19 protein-coding genes are annotated in these 17,231 nt (G+C 37.7%); all 19 read left to right on the top strand.

The features are described from left to right. Positions 1-55 precede the first annotated feature (55 nt). The 19 genes from MKY80_RS02660 to MKY80_RS02750 all read left to right on the top strand — a co-directional run bounded on the left by MKY80_RS02660 (position 56) and on the right by MKY80_RS02750 (position 17,226). Positions 56-628 (top strand): thymidine kinase, encoded by a 573-nt coding sequence (locus tag MKY80_RS02660; protein ID WP_025114779.1) that lies wholly within the window; start codon positions 56-58, stop codon positions 626-628. A 170-nt stretch (positions 629-798) separates the two neighbouring features. After that, on the top strand, positions 799-1,875 hold the full coding sequence (prfA, locus tag MKY80_RS02665; RefSeq protein ID WP_008180577.1) for a peptide chain release factor 1: 1,077 nt from the start codon (positions 799-801) through the stop codon (positions 1,873-1,875). After that, a complete protein-coding gene (gene prmC / locus MKY80_RS02670) occupies positions 1,862-2,722 on the top strand; it encodes a peptide chain release factor N(5)-glutamine methyltransferase (protein ID WP_342531860.1) in 861 nt (286 codons plus the stop codon). Before prfA ends, prmC begins: the two co-directional genes overlap by 14 nt. A gap of 44 nt (positions 2,723-2,766) precedes the next feature. After that, a complete protein-coding gene (locus MKY80_RS02675) occupies positions 2,767-3,357 on the top strand; it encodes a stage II sporulation protein R (RefSeq protein ID WP_008180573.1) in 591 nt (196 codons plus the stop codon). A gap of 101 nt (positions 3,358-3,458) precedes the next feature. Further along, positions 3,459-4,493, top strand: coding sequence for an L-threonylcarbamoyladenylate synthase (locus tag MKY80_RS02680; RefSeq protein ID WP_008180571.1), 1,035 nt, complete (start codon positions 3,459-3,461; stop codon positions 4,491-4,493). A gap of 164 nt (positions 4,494-4,657) precedes the next feature. Continuing rightward, complete coding sequence (locus MKY80_RS02685; RefSeq protein ID WP_090002946.1) at positions 4,658-5,155, top strand: manganese efflux pump; 498 nt, start codon at positions 4,658-4,660, stop codon at positions 5,153-5,155. 27 nt (positions 5,156-5,182) lie between these two features. Further along, on the top strand, positions 5,183-5,617 hold the full coding sequence (locus MKY80_RS02690) for a low molecular weight protein arginine phosphatase (protein ID WP_090002947.1): 435 nt from the start codon (positions 5,183-5,185) through the stop codon (positions 5,615-5,617). A gap of 14 nt (positions 5,618-5,631) precedes the next feature. Further along, complete coding sequence (locus MKY80_RS02695; RefSeq protein WP_036123044.1) at positions 5,632-6,915, top strand: HAMP domain-containing methyl-accepting chemotaxis protein; 1,284 nt, start codon at positions 5,632-5,634, stop codon at positions 6,913-6,915. 339 nt (positions 6,916-7,254) lie between these two features. Beyond that, entirely contained in the window at positions 7,255-7,692 is a 438-nt protein-coding gene (gene rpiB / locus MKY80_RS02700) for a ribose 5-phosphate isomerase B (RefSeq protein WP_008180565.1), read from the top strand. Between the two features lie 85 nt (positions 7,693-7,777). After that, positions 7,778-8,320, top strand: coding sequence for a TIGR01440 family protein (locus tag MKY80_RS02705; protein ID WP_089986948.1), 543 nt, complete (start codon positions 7,778-7,780; stop codon positions 8,318-8,320). 28 nt (positions 8,321-8,348) lie between these two features. Then, positions 8,349-9,590, top strand: a complete 1,242-nt coding sequence (gene glyA / locus MKY80_RS02710) for a serine hydroxymethyltransferase (RefSeq protein WP_008180561.1) — start codon at positions 8,349-8,351, stop codon at positions 9,588-9,590. Between the two features lie 265 nt (positions 9,591-9,855). Continuing rightward, entirely contained in the window at positions 9,856-12,012 is a 2,157-nt protein-coding gene (locus MKY80_RS02715; protein ID WP_107921617.1) for an EAL domain-containing protein, read from the top strand. Positions 12,013-12,136: 124 nt separating this feature from the next. Continuing rightward, positions 12,137-12,766, top strand: coding sequence for a uracil phosphoribosyltransferase (gene upp, locus MKY80_RS02720; protein WP_008180557.1), 630 nt, complete (start codon positions 12,137-12,139; stop codon positions 12,764-12,766). Positions 12,767-12,932: 166 nt separating this feature from the next. Further along, positions 12,933-14,054: a UDP-N-acetylglucosamine 2-epimerase (non-hydrolyzing) gene (gene wecB / locus MKY80_RS02725; RefSeq protein ID WP_043990740.1), complete on the top strand. Its 1,122-nt coding sequence runs from the start codon at positions 12,933-12,935 to the stop codon at positions 14,052-14,054. 535 nt (positions 14,055-14,589) lie between these two features. Next, positions 14,590-14,961 carry an ATP synthase subunit I gene (locus MKY80_RS02730; protein ID WP_008180553.1) on the top strand — a complete coding sequence of 124 codons (372 nt, stop codon included), beginning with the start codon at positions 14,590-14,592 and terminating at the stop codon, positions 14,959-14,961. Positions 14,962-14,997: 36 nt separating this feature from the next. Further along, positions 14,998-15,708 carry a F0F1 ATP synthase subunit A gene (gene atpB / locus MKY80_RS02735; RefSeq protein WP_008180551.1) on the top strand — a complete coding sequence of 237 codons (711 nt, stop codon included), beginning with the start codon at positions 14,998-15,000 and terminating at the stop codon, positions 15,706-15,708. Positions 15,709-15,773: 65 nt separating this feature from the next. Next, a complete protein-coding gene (atpE, locus tag MKY80_RS02740; protein WP_004269474.1) occupies positions 15,774-15,998 on the top strand; it encodes a F0F1 ATP synthase subunit C in 225 nt (74 codons plus the stop codon). Positions 15,999-16,171: 173 nt separating this feature from the next. Next, the gene (atpF, locus tag MKY80_RS02745; protein ID WP_008180548.1) at positions 16,172-16,693 is read left to right on the top strand and encodes a F0F1 ATP synthase subunit B; all 522 of its coding nucleotides are present in this window, start codon (positions 16,172-16,174) and stop codon (positions 16,691-16,693) included. Then, the gene (locus MKY80_RS02750) at positions 16,690-17,226 is read left to right on the top strand and encodes a F0F1 ATP synthase subunit delta (RefSeq protein WP_090002949.1); all 537 of its coding nucleotides are present in this window, start codon (positions 16,690-16,692) and stop codon (positions 17,224-17,226) included. The genes atpF and MKY80_RS02750 overlap by 4 nt, the downstream gene beginning before the upstream one ends. Positions 17,227-17,231 lie beyond the last annotated feature (5 nt).

Raw genomic sequence — 17,231 nt, forward strand, 5'->3', positions numbered from 1 at the left:
GTTGATGCAAGTCTTTTCAAAATACAGATCGACCAAAAGAAAGGGAGAAGACAGTATGGCGCAGCTATATTTTAAACATGGTGCAATGAATAGTGGAAAATCAATAGAGATTTTAAAAGTTGCCCATAATTATGAAGAACAACAGAAACCTGTAATGATGTTTACATCAGGATTAGATACACGTGATGAGGTTGGTTTTGTTTCCAGTCGAGTAGGTCTAAGACAGCAAGCCATCCCTGTTTATGAAGATACAAATATTTTTGAACTTGTGCGAAACAATTCGGTTAAACCATATTGTGTACTTGTGGATGAAGTTCAATTTTTAAAAAAAGCGCATGTTTTACAACTAGCTAACATTGTGGATGAATTAGATATTCCAGTCATGGGCTTTGGCTTAAAAAATGATTTTCAAAATGAACTGTTTGAAGGCAGCCAATACATGCTTACATATGCAGATAAAATTGAAGAAATGAAAACCATTTGTTGGTTCTGCCATAAAAAAGCAACGATGAATTTACGAGTAGATGGAAATGGACAGCCTGTATATACAGGAGATCAAATTCAAATTGGTGGAAATGATTCCTATTATCCAGTATGCCGAAAATGTCATGCTCATCCTTCGCTATAATGGAAGGTCACAGTATGAAGCACTAAGAAAAAGTGGCGTATATGCGAAAAGTTTTTTATACTAAGTAGTGGACATACACATTGTAAATAACCATTATGCTTTAGCATAATTTTAATGGAGAGCTCTTGGTAAATAGGAGCAATTTAAGAAACTAAATAGAGGTGAAATCCATGTTTGATCGATTACAGGCAGTGGAGGATCGCTATGAAAGGCTGACAGAGCTTTTAAGCGACCCGGATATTGTTAATGATAGTAAGAAATTACGTGAATATTCGAAGGAACAGTCAGATATCCAAGAAACTGTGGATTCGTATCGTGAATATAAAAATGTCAAAGAGCAATTAGTAGATACACGTGAAATGTTAGATAGCGAAAAAGATCCTGATATGCATGAAATGGTAAAGGAAGAATTTAACCTATTAAAAGCACAGCAGGAAGAACTTGAGGAACGTTTACGTATTTTATTAATTCCCAAAGATCCTAATGATAATAAGAACGTTATTATGGAAATTCGTGGAGCGGCTGGTGGAGACGAGGCAAATATTTTTGCTGGTGATTTATTCCGCATGTATTCTCGTTATGCAGAAACACAAGGCTGGAAAATTGATATTATGGAAGCCACTCCAAACCCAATGGGCGGCTATAAAGAAGTGATCTTTATGATTAACGGTCAAGGTGCTTATTCAAAGTTCAAATTTGAAAATGGTGCACACCGTGTACAACGTGTACCAGCTACCGAATCACAAGGACGTATCCATACATCAACAGCAACAGTAGCATGTTTACCTGAGGTAGAGGAAGTAGATGTTGAAATTCATGAAAAAGATATTCGTGTAGACACATTTGCATCTTCTGGTGCGGGTGGTCAATCGGTAAATACAACGATGTCTGCGGTTCGTATGACCCATTTACCAACAGGTGTTGTAGTTTCCATGCAGGATGAGCGTTCTCAAATTAAAAACCGTGAAAAGGCAATGAAAATTTTACGCGCTCGTGTAGCAGATATGTATATGCAAGAAGCGCAAAAAGAAATCGATGCCACACGTAAGTCAGCTGTGGGTTCTGGTGATCGTTCAGAGCGAATTCGCACATACAATTATCCACAAAACCGTGTAACAGACCACCGTATTGGGTTAACGATTCAAAAGCTAGATCAAATCGTCGAAGGTAGATTGGACGAAATTATCGATACGCTTATTTTAGAAGAACAAGCATCGAAGTTAGAGCGCTTAAATGATGACTTATAAAAATGTGATGGAGGCCCTTGAGTGGGCTTCTTCTTTTTTAGTGGATAATGGTCGGGAGCAAACTGCGGCACGTATTGTTATGCAGCATATACTTGGTACAAGTTATTCAGAGGTTATGCTACATTTACAGGATAAATTAACAGAAGAACAGCAAGTAAAATTTATAGCTCTTATAGAAGAACATGTCAATGGTCGCCCAGTTCAGTATTGTGTGGGAAGTGAGGAGTTTTATGGTCGTTCATTTATCGTCAATGAATCAGTTTTAATTCCTCGACCGGAAACGGAAGAACTAATTCTTGGCACTATTAATCGTATGACTAAACTATTTCAACATCAAGCATTGAAGGTAGCTGATATAGGTACGGGTAGTGGGGCTATTGCCATTTCAATGAAGCTGGAATGTCCTGCGTTATCGGTCGTAGCAACTGATTTATCCGAGGATGCATTAGCGACAGCACAAAAAAATGCACAGAGATTAGAGGCTGATATTGATTTTAGGTTGGGAGATTTAACTGCTCCGCTCGCGGGTGAAAAATTTGATATTATTTTATCGAATCCTCCATATATCGCGTTTGATGAGGCTGAGGCTATGTCAGATGTTGTACTAAAGCATGAGCCCCATAGCGCACTATTTGCGGAGGAAGATGGTCTTATTTTATATCGACAATTAGCAGAGCAATTGCCAATGTATATGAATAGACCTGCATTAATTGGATTAGAAATCGGTTATACACAAGGTGAAAAAGTAGCAAAATTCTTTCAAGATAGTTTTCCACAGGCTACGATTTCGATAGAAAAAGATATTAATGGGAAACCGCGAATGATTTTTTGTGAGATTCATGTATAAAGTGTCTTCATCTTGCCAACAATGTTGAGCAAGGAGGGATTTATATGTTAAATGAATACAAGTTTATTAGATTACCTAAACAAAATATTTTTCTAGCGTTTGCTAGATTAGTAGTAGTGGCCATTGCCTTACAGCTATGTGTGTTATATATTCCATCATTAGTAGGTTTTGCAAAAGAGGCTACTAATCAAGAACAAGAAAACGATTTTAGAATTCGTGTAATTGCTAACAGCAATACAGCACAAGATCAATATGAGAAAGAGCAGCTTGTGGAAGAATTAAAGCCCTATTTTATGCAAGTAGTAACTGCAGGAGTTGCGGGGAATGAGCAAACTCAAACATTAAAGCAACAAATTGAAACAGAATTAAGCGAAAACTATCCACAGATTGATACACAGGTAGTGGTTGGGGATAACTTATTTCCGCCTAAAAGACAGGGAGCGGTATTATATCCACAAAATGTGTATCACTCCATTGTAGTTAAAATTGGTGATGCGCGTGGCGATAACTGGTGGTGCAGTATATTCCCATCCATTTGCGAGCCTGAAAAAGAAGAAGTAAAAGCAGAAGAGCCAGAAGAGGAAGAGCAAGTAACATTCTTTATTTGGGAATGGGTGAAAGGGCTTTTTGCATGAATTGTTCACAAATTCAGATAACTTATGCACATTTTTTAAGAAGTTATAAACAATATGTGGATAATTCAGTAAGAATCAATAAGTGAAGGTAGGTTTTAATCATGGAAACCGTTTGCAAGGTTGTGGACAGTAATGTGAATAGTCAAATTAATTATACACAAGCTGTGGATATCTTAAATGCGGGAGAGGTAGTAGCATTTCCGACAGAAACGGTTTATGGGCTAGGAGCTGTTGCAACAAATGATGTGGCAGTGAAGAAGATATTTGAAGCGAAGGGCCGCCCTTCAGATAACCCTTTAATTGTTCATGTTGGTACAAAAGAGGAAGTAACGAATTATATAGAACATATTTCTGAAATTGCCAAGCAATGCATGGATTTATTTTGGCCAGGACCGTTAACGCTTGTGATGCCTGCTAAACCAAATGTGCTGGCTCAAAGTGTAACGGCTGGATTATCGACTGTGGGTATTCGGATGCCAGATCATCCAGTAGCACTTGCCTTATTACAGCAGCTTCAAAAACCGCTTGCTGCGCCAAGTGCTAATCGTAGTGGTAAGCCGAGTCCAACGGAAGCTATCCATGTTTTAGATGATTTGGGAGGGTACATACCTTATATTTTAGATGGAGGTTCCACAGGTATTGGGCTAGAGTCCACTGTATTAGATGTGACACATGAGCCTCCAGTAATTTTACGTCCAGGTGGCATTACGAAGGAGATGCTTGAAGCTAAAATTGGTCCGGTTATTCAACCAACTAAAATAGAGCAGAAACTAGAAGAGACTCCAAAGGCTCCGGGCATGAAATATACACATTATGCACCAAATGCACCGGTATATTTAATTAATTGTCATGATGGGGAAGTAAGCGAAGCTGTTCAACAATTACAGCAGCAAGGACATGCCGTAGCACTTCTTGCACCTGAAAATTTCCAACATAGTAAAGCTGATTTTTACTTTTCAGTAGGTGCAGAGGGAAGTAAAGAAGAAATGGGTGCTTCATTATACCATGCACTTAGAGCATGTGATAAAACAACAGCTACCGTTATTTTAGCTACGACGACTTCGGCGGAAGGCGTAGGGGCAGCTATTATGAATAGACTTGAAAAGGCCTCTGGTGGCAAATGGTACTCATTGTAAATAAAGTTGAGTGACAAAAGACATTGAAAATTCACATGTCTTTTGTCTTTTTTTATGTGCATGGATCATATTTATAAAAAGGAAAATCTTATGTGGACAAATATGATAATAATGTATTTTCGAGCATAAAATGATAAAATATTAGGGAGAGAAGGAGTGCATTCTTGCAGGGAATTCTTGCAGGTATATTAACGTCTGTTGATGTTATTGGTCTATATGTATTGCTGCCGAATGTTAGATATCGCTTATTTTTATCATTATGGACGGCTGCGTTGCATATGATTTTTCCTTTATTGGGATTTGAATTAGGAAACTATTTAGTTCGTTTTCTATTAGAATGGGGACAATGGATATCGAGTATTTTGTTATTTTGCATTGGCGTGCATTTACTATTATTCTCTCATCGGGATGAAAAAGTTACAATTTCCCCCGTACTTTTAGCCGTGACTGCAAGCCTAGATACCTTTTCAGTTAGTGTTTCTTTTGGTATGCTAAACTTAGAAAAAACAATTTTTATTATGAGTGCAGGCTTGAGTGCCTTGATATGCGCCTATGGGTCATTAGTCATTGCACGTAGGAGCCAAGTCTTTTTTGGGAATAAAATTCAAATCGTTGCTGGCATTATTTTTATTATCATGAGTATCCTAGCTATTCGGCAATAATTCATATAAAAATGGAGAGTGATAAGTGTGAAAATATTATTTGTTTGTACAGGCAATACTTGTCGCAGTCCAATGGCAGAAGTCATATTAAAACATAAACAAATAGACAATTTAGAAGTACGTTCTGCAGGTATTTATGCTATGCCTAATGCCCAAATGTCAGCACATGCGCAACAAGTGTTAAATGATGCCGGAATGTCTCATCAGCATTCTGCAACACAATTATCCATGGTAGAAATAGACTGGGCAGATTTAGTCCTAACGATGACTACCGCTCACAAAGACACTGTTATTTCAAGTTTCCCAGGAACTGATCATAAAGTATTTACATTGAAAGAGTATACGAATGAAGGCAGCCTGGAGAATGTAGTCGATCCTTACGGTGGTAATAGAGCAATATACGAAGCAACATTTGCGGAATTACATGAATTGGTTGATCAATTAATACAAAAACTACAATAGAATTGAGGAGCCCTATGAAAAAACAATTTGGTTTACGACTTAAATTGGTGTTATTTGTGAGCGTGCTAGCATTAATTACTTACAGTATCAGTTTTATATTTATTGAATATTTACAACCGACCTTCTTCCCGAGTATTAATGGAAAAGTGTTTCAAGTGGTGACTTATGCATTAGGAATCACATGGTCAGGCATATTGGCTGCCATTTTTAGCGTAATTTTAATTAAACCTTTACAACAACTTGAGCATTCCGCAACTCTAGTAGCAGAGGGGAAAATTGGACAGGATGTTCAAATGCCTAAAACAAACGATGAGATACGTTCGGTTGCAGAGGCATTCCAACAAATGGTGCTAAATTTACGTCAAATGGTCGAAAGTATCGATCAAAATTTCCAACAGACCAATCAATCGATCATTCAGCTCTCAGATGAAGCGGGAGTCGCTACTCGAAAAGCAGAAGGCATTGCGTCAACCGTTAAGCATATTTCGGCAGGAGCTGAAGCATCTGCGACAGCTGTACAAGATACCGCTGAGGCAATTGAGGATGTACGAGCTCTTGCGACAGAAGTAAATAGTAGAGCAGAAGCATCTGCATCACAATCTACAGAGATATTACATAATTTATCGACAACAACCAATGCAATCGAAACATTAGTTAATAGTATTCAGCAAATAGCTACGGGTAACAATGAGGCCTTAAAAAGCATTCATGCTTTAGAAGAAAATGCGGGTCAAGTTGAGCGCATTATAGGCTTAGTTGGTGATATTGCGGCACAAACAAATTTACTAGCTTTAAATGCATCTATTGAAGCAGCTCGTGCAGGAGAACATGGAAAAGGCTTCGCTGTAGTTGCGGAGGAAGTTCGTGGTTTAGCAGATGAAAGTGCAAAAGCTGTCCAAGGGATTACTGCTTTGATCCAGTCTATGCAGCAAAATGTTGAGGTCGTAGTTAAACAAATGAATGAACAGGTAGCCTTTGCAACGAAGGAAGCAGATCGAGTATCTGAAACAACGACAGCTGTAGAAGGTATGTCATCTAATGTACATGAAATGGCAACAGCAATTGTAGAGATATCTTCACTAATTGAACAGCAAATGCACAATATTGAGACAACTGCTCGTCAATCACAAGAAGTGGCTGCAATTGCAGAAGAAACATCAGCAGGTGCACAAGAAGTTCGTAGTGCGGCTGAAGAGCAAGCCTATGCTATTGAACAGGTAGAGCACCTAGCACAAAGTTTAAAAAAGCAATCAGAAGCTTTGCATAAAGTGATTCAACAATTTGATCGACAGGCTTAGTCCTGAAAGGCTGTTTATAAATGCGATGAAAAATCGGATTTATAGACAGTTTTTTTATTTTTGGAAGAAATAGTGATATAGTTTGTCCACTGTATATAAAATGTGAAAAAAACTTTAGTAGATAGAATATTACAACAAAAGACCGTTATCCGAATTTATTAACATGATATTCACACTATCCACAGAAAAAACAACTTAAAAGTGAATGATTTTTAGCTTGTTAACAATAAATGTTCGTCTTTTAGGAGAAATCAGCATAAAAATACAAGAAAAATCGTGTTATTCTTCAGAAAGAAGTGGTACACTAAGGTTGACTATAATTCGAAAAGAGGGAACCCAGTGAGAATAGCAATTTCTTCTGATCACGGAGGCAACAACCTACGTCGTGAGATCATGCAGCTACTAGATGAGCTTCATATTAGCTACGAAGATTTTGGTCCACAATCTGCGGATTCAGTAGACTATCCGGATTACGCAAAGCCAGTTTCTGATGGTGTAGCAAACGGAAAATTTGATAAAGGCATTTTAATTTGTGGCACGGGAATTGGTATGTCGATTGCTGCAAATAAGGTGAACGGTATTCGTTGTGCGCTAGTACATGATGTATTTAGTGCGAAGGCAACGCGATGCCATAATGACTCTAATGTTTTAGCTATGGGGGAACGTGTTATTGGCCCAGGTCTTGCACGTGAAATTGTCCAAACGTGGCTAGAAACTGAGTTTGAAGGTGGTCGTCATACACGACGCATCGAAAAAATTACTGAACTTGAGCAATAAATGATTGTTATTCCATATATGGCATTCATCAAGGCTGTCATATATGGCATGATTTTAATGGATATAGATGAAGGAGCTGAGCTTAATGGTTGTAAAACAAATACGAACGCATTTGACTCAGTTACTCAGTGAATTTGAAGAGCAGGTAACATTACGACCTCATACTATTTTTGTCGTAGGATGCTCTACATCTGAAGTGATTGGTCAGAAAATTGGCACAGCAGGCGCATTGGAGATAGGGGAAGCGATTTTTGAGCCGTTACAAGAATTTGCAATGAAACACGAGCTACATTTAGCATTTCAAGGCTGTGAGCATATTAATCGTGCTATTACAATGGAGGCATCAACAGCTGAACGGTTTGGCTACGATCCAGTGGCGGTAGTTCCAGTACGTACTGCGGGTGGCTCTATGTCCGCATATGCCTATACGCGTTTTGCTAACCCTGTGGTTGTTGAAACCATTCAGGCACATGCAGGTATTGATATTGGACAAACATTAATTGGTATGCATTTGAAAGCAGTAGCTGTCCCAGTTCGCACATCAGTGAAAATGGTGGGAGAAGCAGTGGTGACGATTGCAACAACACGTCCAAAGCTAATTGGCGGGGAACGTGCTGTATATAAATAATAGAGGATACTAGGAGGCTTTTTCTAACATGGCATATGAAAAATTAGCAGTACAAGACAAAGCAGTATTAGAAGGAATTCTTGCAGAAAAAAAACGTCAACAAGCAAATATCGAATTGATTGCATCTGAAAACTTTGTTTCAGAAGCAGTTATGGAAGCTCAAGGTTCTGTACTGACAAATAAATACGCAGAAGGTTATCCAGGTAAACGCTACTATGGTGGCTGTGAACATGTAGACGTAGTTGAAGATATTGCACGTGATCGTGTGAAAGAAATATTCGGAGCAGAATACGCAAACGTGCAACCACACTCTGGTGCGCAAGCGAATATGGCTGTATACCACACAATTTTAGAACCAGGTGACACGGTTCTTGGTATGAACCTTTCACATGGAGGTCACTTAACGCATGGATCTCCTGTAAATTTCTCGGGTATTCTTTATAATTTTGTGGAATATGGTGTAACAAAAGACACACAAGTTATCGATTATGAAGATGTGCGTCAAAAAGCATTAGAGCATAAGCCAAAACTTATTGTTGCGGGTGCTTCTGCATACCCACGTGAAATCGACTTCTCTAAATTCCGTGAAATCGCAGATGAAGTAGGTGCATACTTCATGGTGGATATGGCACATATTGCTGGTCTTGTAGCTGTTGGCGAGCATCAATCTCCAGTGCCGTATGCAGACTTTGTTACATCAACTACACATAAAACATTACGTGGACCACGTGGTGGATTAATTCTTGCTTCAAAAGAATGGGAGCAAAAATTAAACAAATCTGTATTCCCAGGAATTCAGGGTGGACCATTAATGCATGTCATTGCTGCTAAAGCTGTTGCATTTGGCGAAGTGTTACAACCAGAATTTAAAGACTATGCAAAACAAATAAAATTAAATGCAAAAGCTTTAGCTGAAGTACTTATTGAAGAGGGCGTTGAAATTGTATCTGGTGGTACAGATAACCACTTATTACTATTAAACGTTAAATCTCTTGGTCTAACAGGTAAAGTAGCAGAGCATGCATTAGACGAAGTGGGCATTACAACTAACAAAAATACAATCCCTTACGATACGGAGTCTCCATTTGTTACTTCAGGTATTCGTATCGGTACACCAGCCGTTACATCTCGTGGCTTTAAAGAGGAAGATATGAAAGAAGTGGGTGCAATTATTGCAGCTGTTCTTAAAAACCCTGAAGATGAAGCGGTTCAAGCGGACGCAAAAGATCGCGTCAAAGCATTAACAGATAAACATCCATTATACGCTTAATTGTATAGACTGTGTTTAGAGTGAAAATTTCACTTTAAACACAGTTTTTTATTTCAAAACAATAAAATACATATTTTTTTAATTAAGTAGAATAATCCTCTTTATTTTGAATAAATTTACATATAATCAGTAGAGAGCGATATATTATAGTAGGCTGAGGACAGATTGTGTCCAAGAAAAGAAGTTTTTTTTAATAAAAGTGAAAATTTAATTAAATATTATGTACAATGGAAATGGGATGAAGTGATAGAGACGGAGGGGTTGGATGGTCACTAAATCGTTAGATGTAGATAATGATGTTTTATTAAATAGTATTCTTAAATTAGGGGATAATTCTAAGGAAAGCTATGTAATTTTTGATGCAACAAATCATCATATTATAGTAGAGTGTAATGAATCTTTTTGTAACCTTACAAATGCTTCGAGGTCACAAATCCTAAAAACTAATTATTTTGCATGGCTATCAGATGAAAAAATGACAACCATTAAAATGATCAAAGAAAAAATACATAACGGTATCATGGTGCAAGCGAAGCTACATCATAAAGGTATCAATAAACCCCTATTTTGGGCAGAAATACAAGCACTACCATTTCGGAATGATACAAATATTACGCAATATGTGTTGGTCCTTATAAAGGATGTTACGTATTATCATACAGAAGATTTCTTAATGCGTTTAGAAAATGATATGTATAAGGCGATAGAGAGAGATAGCTCTTTTGAGCAAAAGATGCATATTATTTGTCATGGACTTGATGAGTTTTTTATGCCGAATACTTCAAGTATGGTTCTCATCAAAACAGAGAGCAATCTATTACAGGCTTTTACAGATAATTGTCGAAAAAAAGATGTACCGAGATGCTGTGAAAATAATGATTTTTTTACGAAGGTTATGCAATCAGAAACCTCTATTTTCATTGAAAACTTGGATGAGGTATATATCCCAGATGAACATAAACAGTTTGCTGCCTCATCTCACAAACCGTATGGATTATTTATACCTATACGCAATCAACAGCGGCAAGTCATAGGGCTCTTTTCAATATATTATGAGCAAGCACAAAATGACTCCTCATATTTTAAAAGTATGTTTCGTAAAATTGGTGCACTTGTTGCCTTAGCGTTTACGTACGCAAGAACACAAAGAAAAATATGGGATTTAGCCTATACTGACATTACAACAGGTCTACCTAATCGTCATAGCTTTGTGAATTTCCTCGAAAAAGAGGTTGAACGTGGACAAAATGGTTATATCAAAATTGTAAAGCCAAGCGAATTTCATCAAGTGGTTGAATTGTATGGGCGAGAATTTGGCGATGAATTATTAAGGCAGCTCGCCAAACGACTAGAGCAAGACAAACCAGCGGATCGCGAATATATTGCTAGATTTACTAGCTCTAGTCTAATTTTATCCACCATGACTTTCGATGAAAATTTAAATAATTATGAATGGCGTATAAAAGAGACAATTCGGCAGCCATTTATAATAGGAGGAAAACAAATCTACATCACGTTAAAAACAGGCATTGCTTCTTTTAATGATGACATAAAGATTAATGATGCAATTCGGTTTGCTGATAATGCGCTCTCCTTTGCTACCGATAAACCAGGTACACATACTGAAATTTTTACGACAGAAAAAAATGACGTTCTTGTACAGCAAATGACTGTTTTAAATCATTTGTCACAGGCAATCAAAAATAAAGAAATTACAGTTCATTTACAGCCAAAAGTAGATTTACGGAATGGAGAGATTCAAAGTATAGAGGCTCTTGCACGCTGGATATCCCCAAAGCTAGGCTTTGTGTCACCAGCAATCTTTATTCCAGTAGCGGAAAGTGCAGGAAAGGTTAGAGAAATTGACGTTTTAGTTTTAGAAACTGTGCTTTCATGGCTGGCAGAACGGCAAAAGTTAGGAAAGAAATTAGTGAAAATAGCAGTCAATATTTCACCTGATCATTTTTACTATACGCATTTTGTTCAAGATACGCTAAAGCTCGTTCGGCAGTATGGTATAGATCCAAGTAATATTATATTAGAAGTAACAGAAAATATAGGTTTAGTAGATTTCCAATCTGCCTATAAAATTATTCAAGAATTAAAAGGCTATGGTTTCAAAACATCCGTGGATGATTTCGGGACAGGATTTTCTTCATTGAGCTATCTGCAACAATTACCATTCACTGAATTAAAGATTGATCGAAGCTTTATTAATGCGTTAGAGGATCCTGCAACGCTTGCTATTGTACGCTCGATTATACAATTGGCGTTAAACTTAGGAATGATTTCTGTGGCAGAGGGAATTGAAACAGAAGAACAGGTTGAAATACTCCGTGCGTTAGGTTGTACAGTTGGACAAGGATTTTTCTATTTTAAACCAATGGCAATAGAAGAGTTAGATTTAATTCTTGATCAATAACTCACTTGGTCAAAAGAAAATATAATAAAAGGAGTTGCCTTAAATTTATTTTTGAGGCGGCTCCTTTTTTCTGTTATACTAGTTGAGATAAAAATGAAATCCGAACGGTTAGGAGAGAATCCCTTTGAGCAAAGTCTATGTATTTGATCATCCACTAATCCAACACAAATTAACTTATATTCGCGACAAGAATACAGGTACAAAAGAATTTCGTGAGCTAGTAGACGAAGTAGCAACACTTATGGCATTTGAAATTACACGTGATATGCCGGTGGAAGAAATTGAAATTGAAACACCTGTAACGATTGCTAAAACAAAAGTACTTTCTGGTAAAAAGCTAGCGATTGTACCGATTCTTCGTGCAGGAATTGGTATGGTAGATGGCGTACTAAAGCTTATCCCAGCAGCAAAAGTTGGCCATATTGGTCTTTATCGCGACCCTGAAACATTAAAACCAGTTGAATATTACGCAAAGCTTCCAGCAGATGTGGAAGAACGTGATTTCATTATTGTAGATCCAATGTTAGCAACTGGTGGTTCAGCAGTGGAAGCTATCAACTCATTGAAAAAACGTGGAGCTAAAAACATTAAATTCATGTGCTTAATCGCTGCACCAGAGGGTGTCAAAGCTATTCAAGAAGAACATTCAGATGTAGATATTTACATTGCTGCTTTGGATGAAAAGCTAAACGATCATGGCTATATTGTACCTGGTCTAGGTGATGCCGGAGACCGCCTATTCGGCACAAAATAAAAATGTTGTTATGAATTTCCTCATTTAGGAAACTAATAATTTGTGAAAGCGTCCTTCAAATTTGAAGGGCGTTTCATAGTATGTCTAGGTAAGTACTCCTCATGTTGGACTTCAACTGGTGTGGTGTCCTTTTCATACAATAACAAAAAGGACGGTGCAGATCGTTTTGATGAAAAAATGGAAAGTAATGACAATTTTTGGTACAAGACCAGAAGCAATTAAAATGGCTCCTCTTGTTTTGGAGTTACAAAAGTATCCTGATCAAATAGAATCTATTGTAACAGTAACAGCACAACATCGCCAAATGCTAGATCAAGTACTAGAGACATTTGAAATAACACCGAACTATGATTTAAATATAATGAAAGATCGTCAAACATTAATTGATGTGACGACAAACGCATTGCAAGGTTTAGATAAAGTAATGAAGGAAGCACAGCCGGATATCGTTTTGGTACACGGTGATACAGCAACGACTTTCATTGCAAGCTTGGCGGCGTTTTATAACCAAATCGCAATTGGGCATGTTGAAGCAGGACTGCGAACTTGGAATAAGTATTCACCATACCCGGAGGAAATGAATCGCCAGTTAACAGGTGTAATGGCTGATTTACATTTCGCACCAACAGAAGTATCTAAAAAGAATCTTTTAGATGAAAATAAAAACGCTGATACAATATTTGTAACAGGTAATACGGCTATTGACGCATTAGCTACAACTGTTAGCGAACATTACACGCATCCTGTATTAGACAAAATTGGCGAAGATCGCATGATTTTATTAACGGCACATCGTCGCGAAAATCTTGGTGAACCAATGCGTCACATGTTCAAAGCAATCACTAGAATTTTAGCTGAGCATGATGATGTTCAAGTGGTATATCCGGTCCATATGAATCCTGCTGTAAGAGAAATCGCGAATGAAATTTTAGGTGACAATGAACGAGTACATTTAATAGAGCCTCTTGAAGTATTTGACTTCCATAACTTCGCGGCGAGCTCTTACATGATTTTAACGGACTCAGGTGGCGTCCAAGAAGAGGCACCATCATTAGGGAAGCCAGTTCTTGTCCTTAGAGACACAACAGAGCGCCCTGAAGGAATTGCAGCTGGAACACTAAAGCTAGCAGGAACTGAAGAAGATACAATTTACGCCTTAGCTAAAGAATTGTTAACAGATAAAAAGGCTTATGAGGCGATGGCACAAGCATCAAATCCATATGGTGATGGACATGCATCTAAACGAATTGTAGAAGCGTTGCTAGGTTTTTTACAAAAAACTAATTAATGTACTATAATTAAATTGAAAAATAAGTCTAATGTACCTGTTGAATTGGGTAAGCTAATTTATGAGCATAATTATGTCGTAAATTAGCTTTTTCTATGAGCCAAGAAAATAAGAACATTTGAAACTATGAAATTTCATACACAAATTTGTCAACAATTTGACAAGAGTATATAGGTTGTGAAGTTTTTCTCTATTACCAATTGACTTCAAATATCACCTATTGTATGCTTACAAAGGGTAAGAATGATAAGGGTTTCAGTCATAATTAGGACGTTGAAACACTTGTTATATCAACTTTCTACTAAATTGACAGTTCAAAATAAAACTGTCGATTTGCAACGTTTTGTGCGTTTCGGTTTTTACCGAGTTGGTAAGGGGTGTAAGTTATTTTTTGGGTATTTACACCTGTAATTGAAATGACTCTCCCATTACTATTCCGCTGTGAGTAGTGCCTTTCACTGCTCTTTTCTGATTTCACATGGTGGTCAGCAAACGCTTTCAATACTCGAAAATTTGATTCAGGAGATTACAACCAATGCTAGATTTGCATCACATTTTTGCTGTGCAGAAGAGGGCGTTATTTTTTTTGCTTGCACTCTGCGCATTAGGCTGGGGATTCACTTCCTTTCAAACTGTATTTGCGGGCATCGCAGTCGGTGCATTCTTTGGTACGTATAATTTTTGGATTCTAGTTCGCCGTATGGAGAAGTTTGACAGGTCCATTAGTGAAGGGAAGAAAATAGGCTCACTTGGTACAGCACTTCGCTTTGGATCAGGTGTTGCGGCAGTCGCAATAGCCATTTCGTTGCCAAACTATTTTCACTTAATTAGCACGGTCATAGGGCTAATGATTCCGTACGTTTTTCTCTTTGTCGAGAGAATTGTGTCACATGTAAGGAACCGCTAATGTGCTTTAAATTAGAAAGAGAGGTGAAAAATAACAATGACTCATGAAGCTCCGTTACTAGAAGTCGGTTTTTTAACTTTTAATAAATCGACAGTTATGATGTTACTAGTTGCTGCAATTATCGTATTTTTAATTGCCTTTATTTCAACTAGAAGCTTAAAACTAAAACCAACTGGTATGCAAAACTTCATGGAATGGATTATGGACTTCGTTAAGAACATCATCAAAAGCAACATGGACTGGAAAACTGGTGGTCGATTCCACATTCTAGGTATTACGCTAATTATGTTTATCGCAGTATCTAACTTATTAGGTCTTCCATTCTCAATCGCTTATGGTCATGAACTATGGTGGAAATCACCAACAGCTGACCCAACTGTAACGATGACGTTAGCAACGATGATTTTAGTTTTATCGCATTTCTATGGTGTAAAAATGAAGGGTACAGGCCATTATGCTGGTACATTCTTTAAACCAATGTCTTTCATGTTCCCACTTAAAATAGTAGAGGAATTTGCAAATACATTAACGTTAGGTTTACGTCTTTACGGTAACATTTACGCGGGTGAGATTTTACTTGGCTTATTAGCCGGTTTAGCATCATCAGGTGCTGTGGGATTCATCGGAGCAATCGTTCCAATGATGGCATGGCAAGGTTTCTCAATTTTCATCGGCTTTATCCAAGCCTTTATCTTCACAATGTTAACAATGGTTTACATGGCTCATAAAGTGAGCGATGACCATTAATATAAAGCATATATCATATGCTTGAACCACAAAAAAACAAACAATTCCAAGGAGGAAATTTTCAAATGACAGGTTCATTAGGTTTATTAGCAGCAGCAATCGCAATCGGTTTAGGTGCACTTGGTGCAGGTATCGGTAACGGTCTTATCGTATCAAAAACAGTAGAAGGTATCGCTCGTCAACCAGAAGCTCGTGGCGTTCTTCAAACTACAATGTTCATCGGGGTTGCATTAGTTGAAGCCCTACCGATCATCGCAGTAGTAGTAGCATTCATCGTAATGAACAAATAATTCAGTTGAACACTGAATTTTACTAGTGGCGAAGCAGGATTCTCCAGATGAAACTTCGCCCTTCATTTTGGAACAGATAAAAGCTATGTGTAAATATAGCTTTTTAAAATAGGTAGTTTTTTAAGTCCATAAATTATGTTGAAGTTAAAGCTCTTGAAGGGAGTGAAACAATCGTGTTTTTAGATAATCTTGTACTAGGTGCTGGCGCTGGTCAGTTCAACAGCGGAGACATCATCGCAACATTAGTTATCTTTTTAGTATTAATGTTCTTACTTAAGAAAGTCGCTTGGGGTCCACTTATGGGCATCATGCAACAACGTGAAGAGTTAGTAGCGAGTGAGATCGAAGCAGCTGAAAAAGCGCGTAAAGATTCGCACCAATTTTTAGAAGAACAAAAGAGCCTTCTTAAAGAAGCTCGTACGGAAGCACAATCGATTGTTGAAGGCGCTAAGAAGCAAGGCGAACTACAAAAAGATGAAATTCTTACTGCAGCTCGTAATGAAGCAAACCGCTTGAAAGAATCGGCTTTACGTGAAATTGAGTCTGAAAAAGAAAAAGCTATTGCAGCTGTACGTGATGAAGTCGTTTCATTATCTGTACTTGCAGCATCTAAAGTCCTTAGCAAAGAGATTTCTGAGGCAGACAACCGTGCTCTAATTGAAGAGACGATTGCGAAGGCAGGGGAAGCTCGATGAGTAATTCAGCTGTAGCAAAACGTTACGCTCAAGCGCTTTTTGAATTAGCGCAACAAAAAAATATTCTTGCTGAAGTTGGAGCAGACTTAAACGAGCTAACAAAGATTGTTAAAGAATCTCCGGATTTATTAACGCTTTTAAATGCTCCAAAGTTCTCTATCGGACGTAAGAAACAAATGGTAGCTGAAATCTTTGCAGGTGCAACTCCAGAGGTTTTACGCGCAGTTCAACTATTAGTTGAGAAAAAACGTGTAAACGAAGTGAAGCTTATTGCGAATGCATATGCTGAGCTTGCTGCAAAGGCACAAGGTACTGCAGATGCAACAGTATTCTCTACGCGTGCACTTTCTGCTGAAGAAAGCGCTAATATTTCTACAACATTTGCGAAGCTTGTAGGGAAACAATCATTAAACATTACAAACGAAATTGATCCATCACTACTTGGTGGTATTCGTGTTCAAATCGGTAATCATATTTACGATAGCTCAGTAGCGAACAAACTTGAGCGCCTAAAACGTGAATTAATCGGTTAATAATT

Source organism: Lysinibacillus sp. FSL R5-0849, from assembly GCF_038595075.1.
Lineage (GTDB): Bacteria > Bacillota > Bacilli > Bacillales_A > Planococcaceae > Lysinibacillus > Lysinibacillus fusiformis.

What these genes read in the sequence shown, in the direction of transcription:
- MKY80_RS02675 (WP_008180573.1), top strand. Translation starts at nt 2,767, where the DNA reads ATGTTAAATGAATACAAGTTTATTAGATTACCTAAACAAAATATTTTT.
- MKY80_RS02715 (WP_107921617.1), top strand. Translation starts at nt 9,856, where the DNA reads ATGGTCACTAAATCGTTAGATGTAGATAATGATGTTTTATTAAATAGT.
- atpB (WP_008180551.1), top strand. Translation starts at nt 14,998, where the DNA reads ATGACTCATGAAGCTCCGTTACTAGAAGTCGGTTTTTTAACTTTTAAT.
- atpE (WP_004269474.1), top strand. Translation starts at nt 15,774, where the DNA reads ATGACAGGTTCATTAGGTTTATTAGCAGCAGCAATCGCAATCGGTTTA.
- prmC (WP_342531860.1), top strand. Translation starts at nt 1,862, where the DNA reads ATGATGACTTATAAAAATGTGATGGAGGCCCTTGAGTGGGCTTCTTCT.
- MKY80_RS02750 (WP_090002949.1), top strand. Translation starts at nt 16,690, where the DNA reads ATGAGTAATTCAGCTGTAGCAAAACGTTACGCTCAAGCGCTTTTTGAA.
- glyA (WP_008180561.1), top strand. Translation starts at nt 8,349, where the DNA reads ATGGCATATGAAAAATTAGCAGTACAAGACAAAGCAGTATTAGAAGGA.
- MKY80_RS02705 (WP_089986948.1), top strand. Translation starts at nt 7,778, where the DNA reads ATGGTTGTAAAACAAATACGAACGCATTTGACTCAGTTACTCAGTGAA.
- MKY80_RS02730 (WP_008180553.1), top strand. Translation starts at nt 14,590, where the DNA reads ATGCTAGATTTGCATCACATTTTTGCTGTGCAGAAGAGGGCGTTATTT.
- MKY80_RS02695 (WP_036123044.1), top strand. Translation starts at nt 5,632, where the DNA reads ATGAAAAAACAATTTGGTTTACGACTTAAATTGGTGTTATTTGTGAGC.
- MKY80_RS02660 (WP_025114779.1), top strand. Translation starts at nt 56, where the DNA reads ATGGCGCAGCTATATTTTAAACATGGTGCAATGAATAGTGGAAAATCA.
- MKY80_RS02680 (WP_008180571.1), top strand. Translation starts at nt 3,459, where the DNA reads ATGGAAACCGTTTGCAAGGTTGTGGACAGTAATGTGAATAGTCAAATT.
- prfA (WP_008180577.1), top strand. Translation starts at nt 799, where the DNA reads ATGTTTGATCGATTACAGGCAGTGGAGGATCGCTATGAAAGGCTGACA.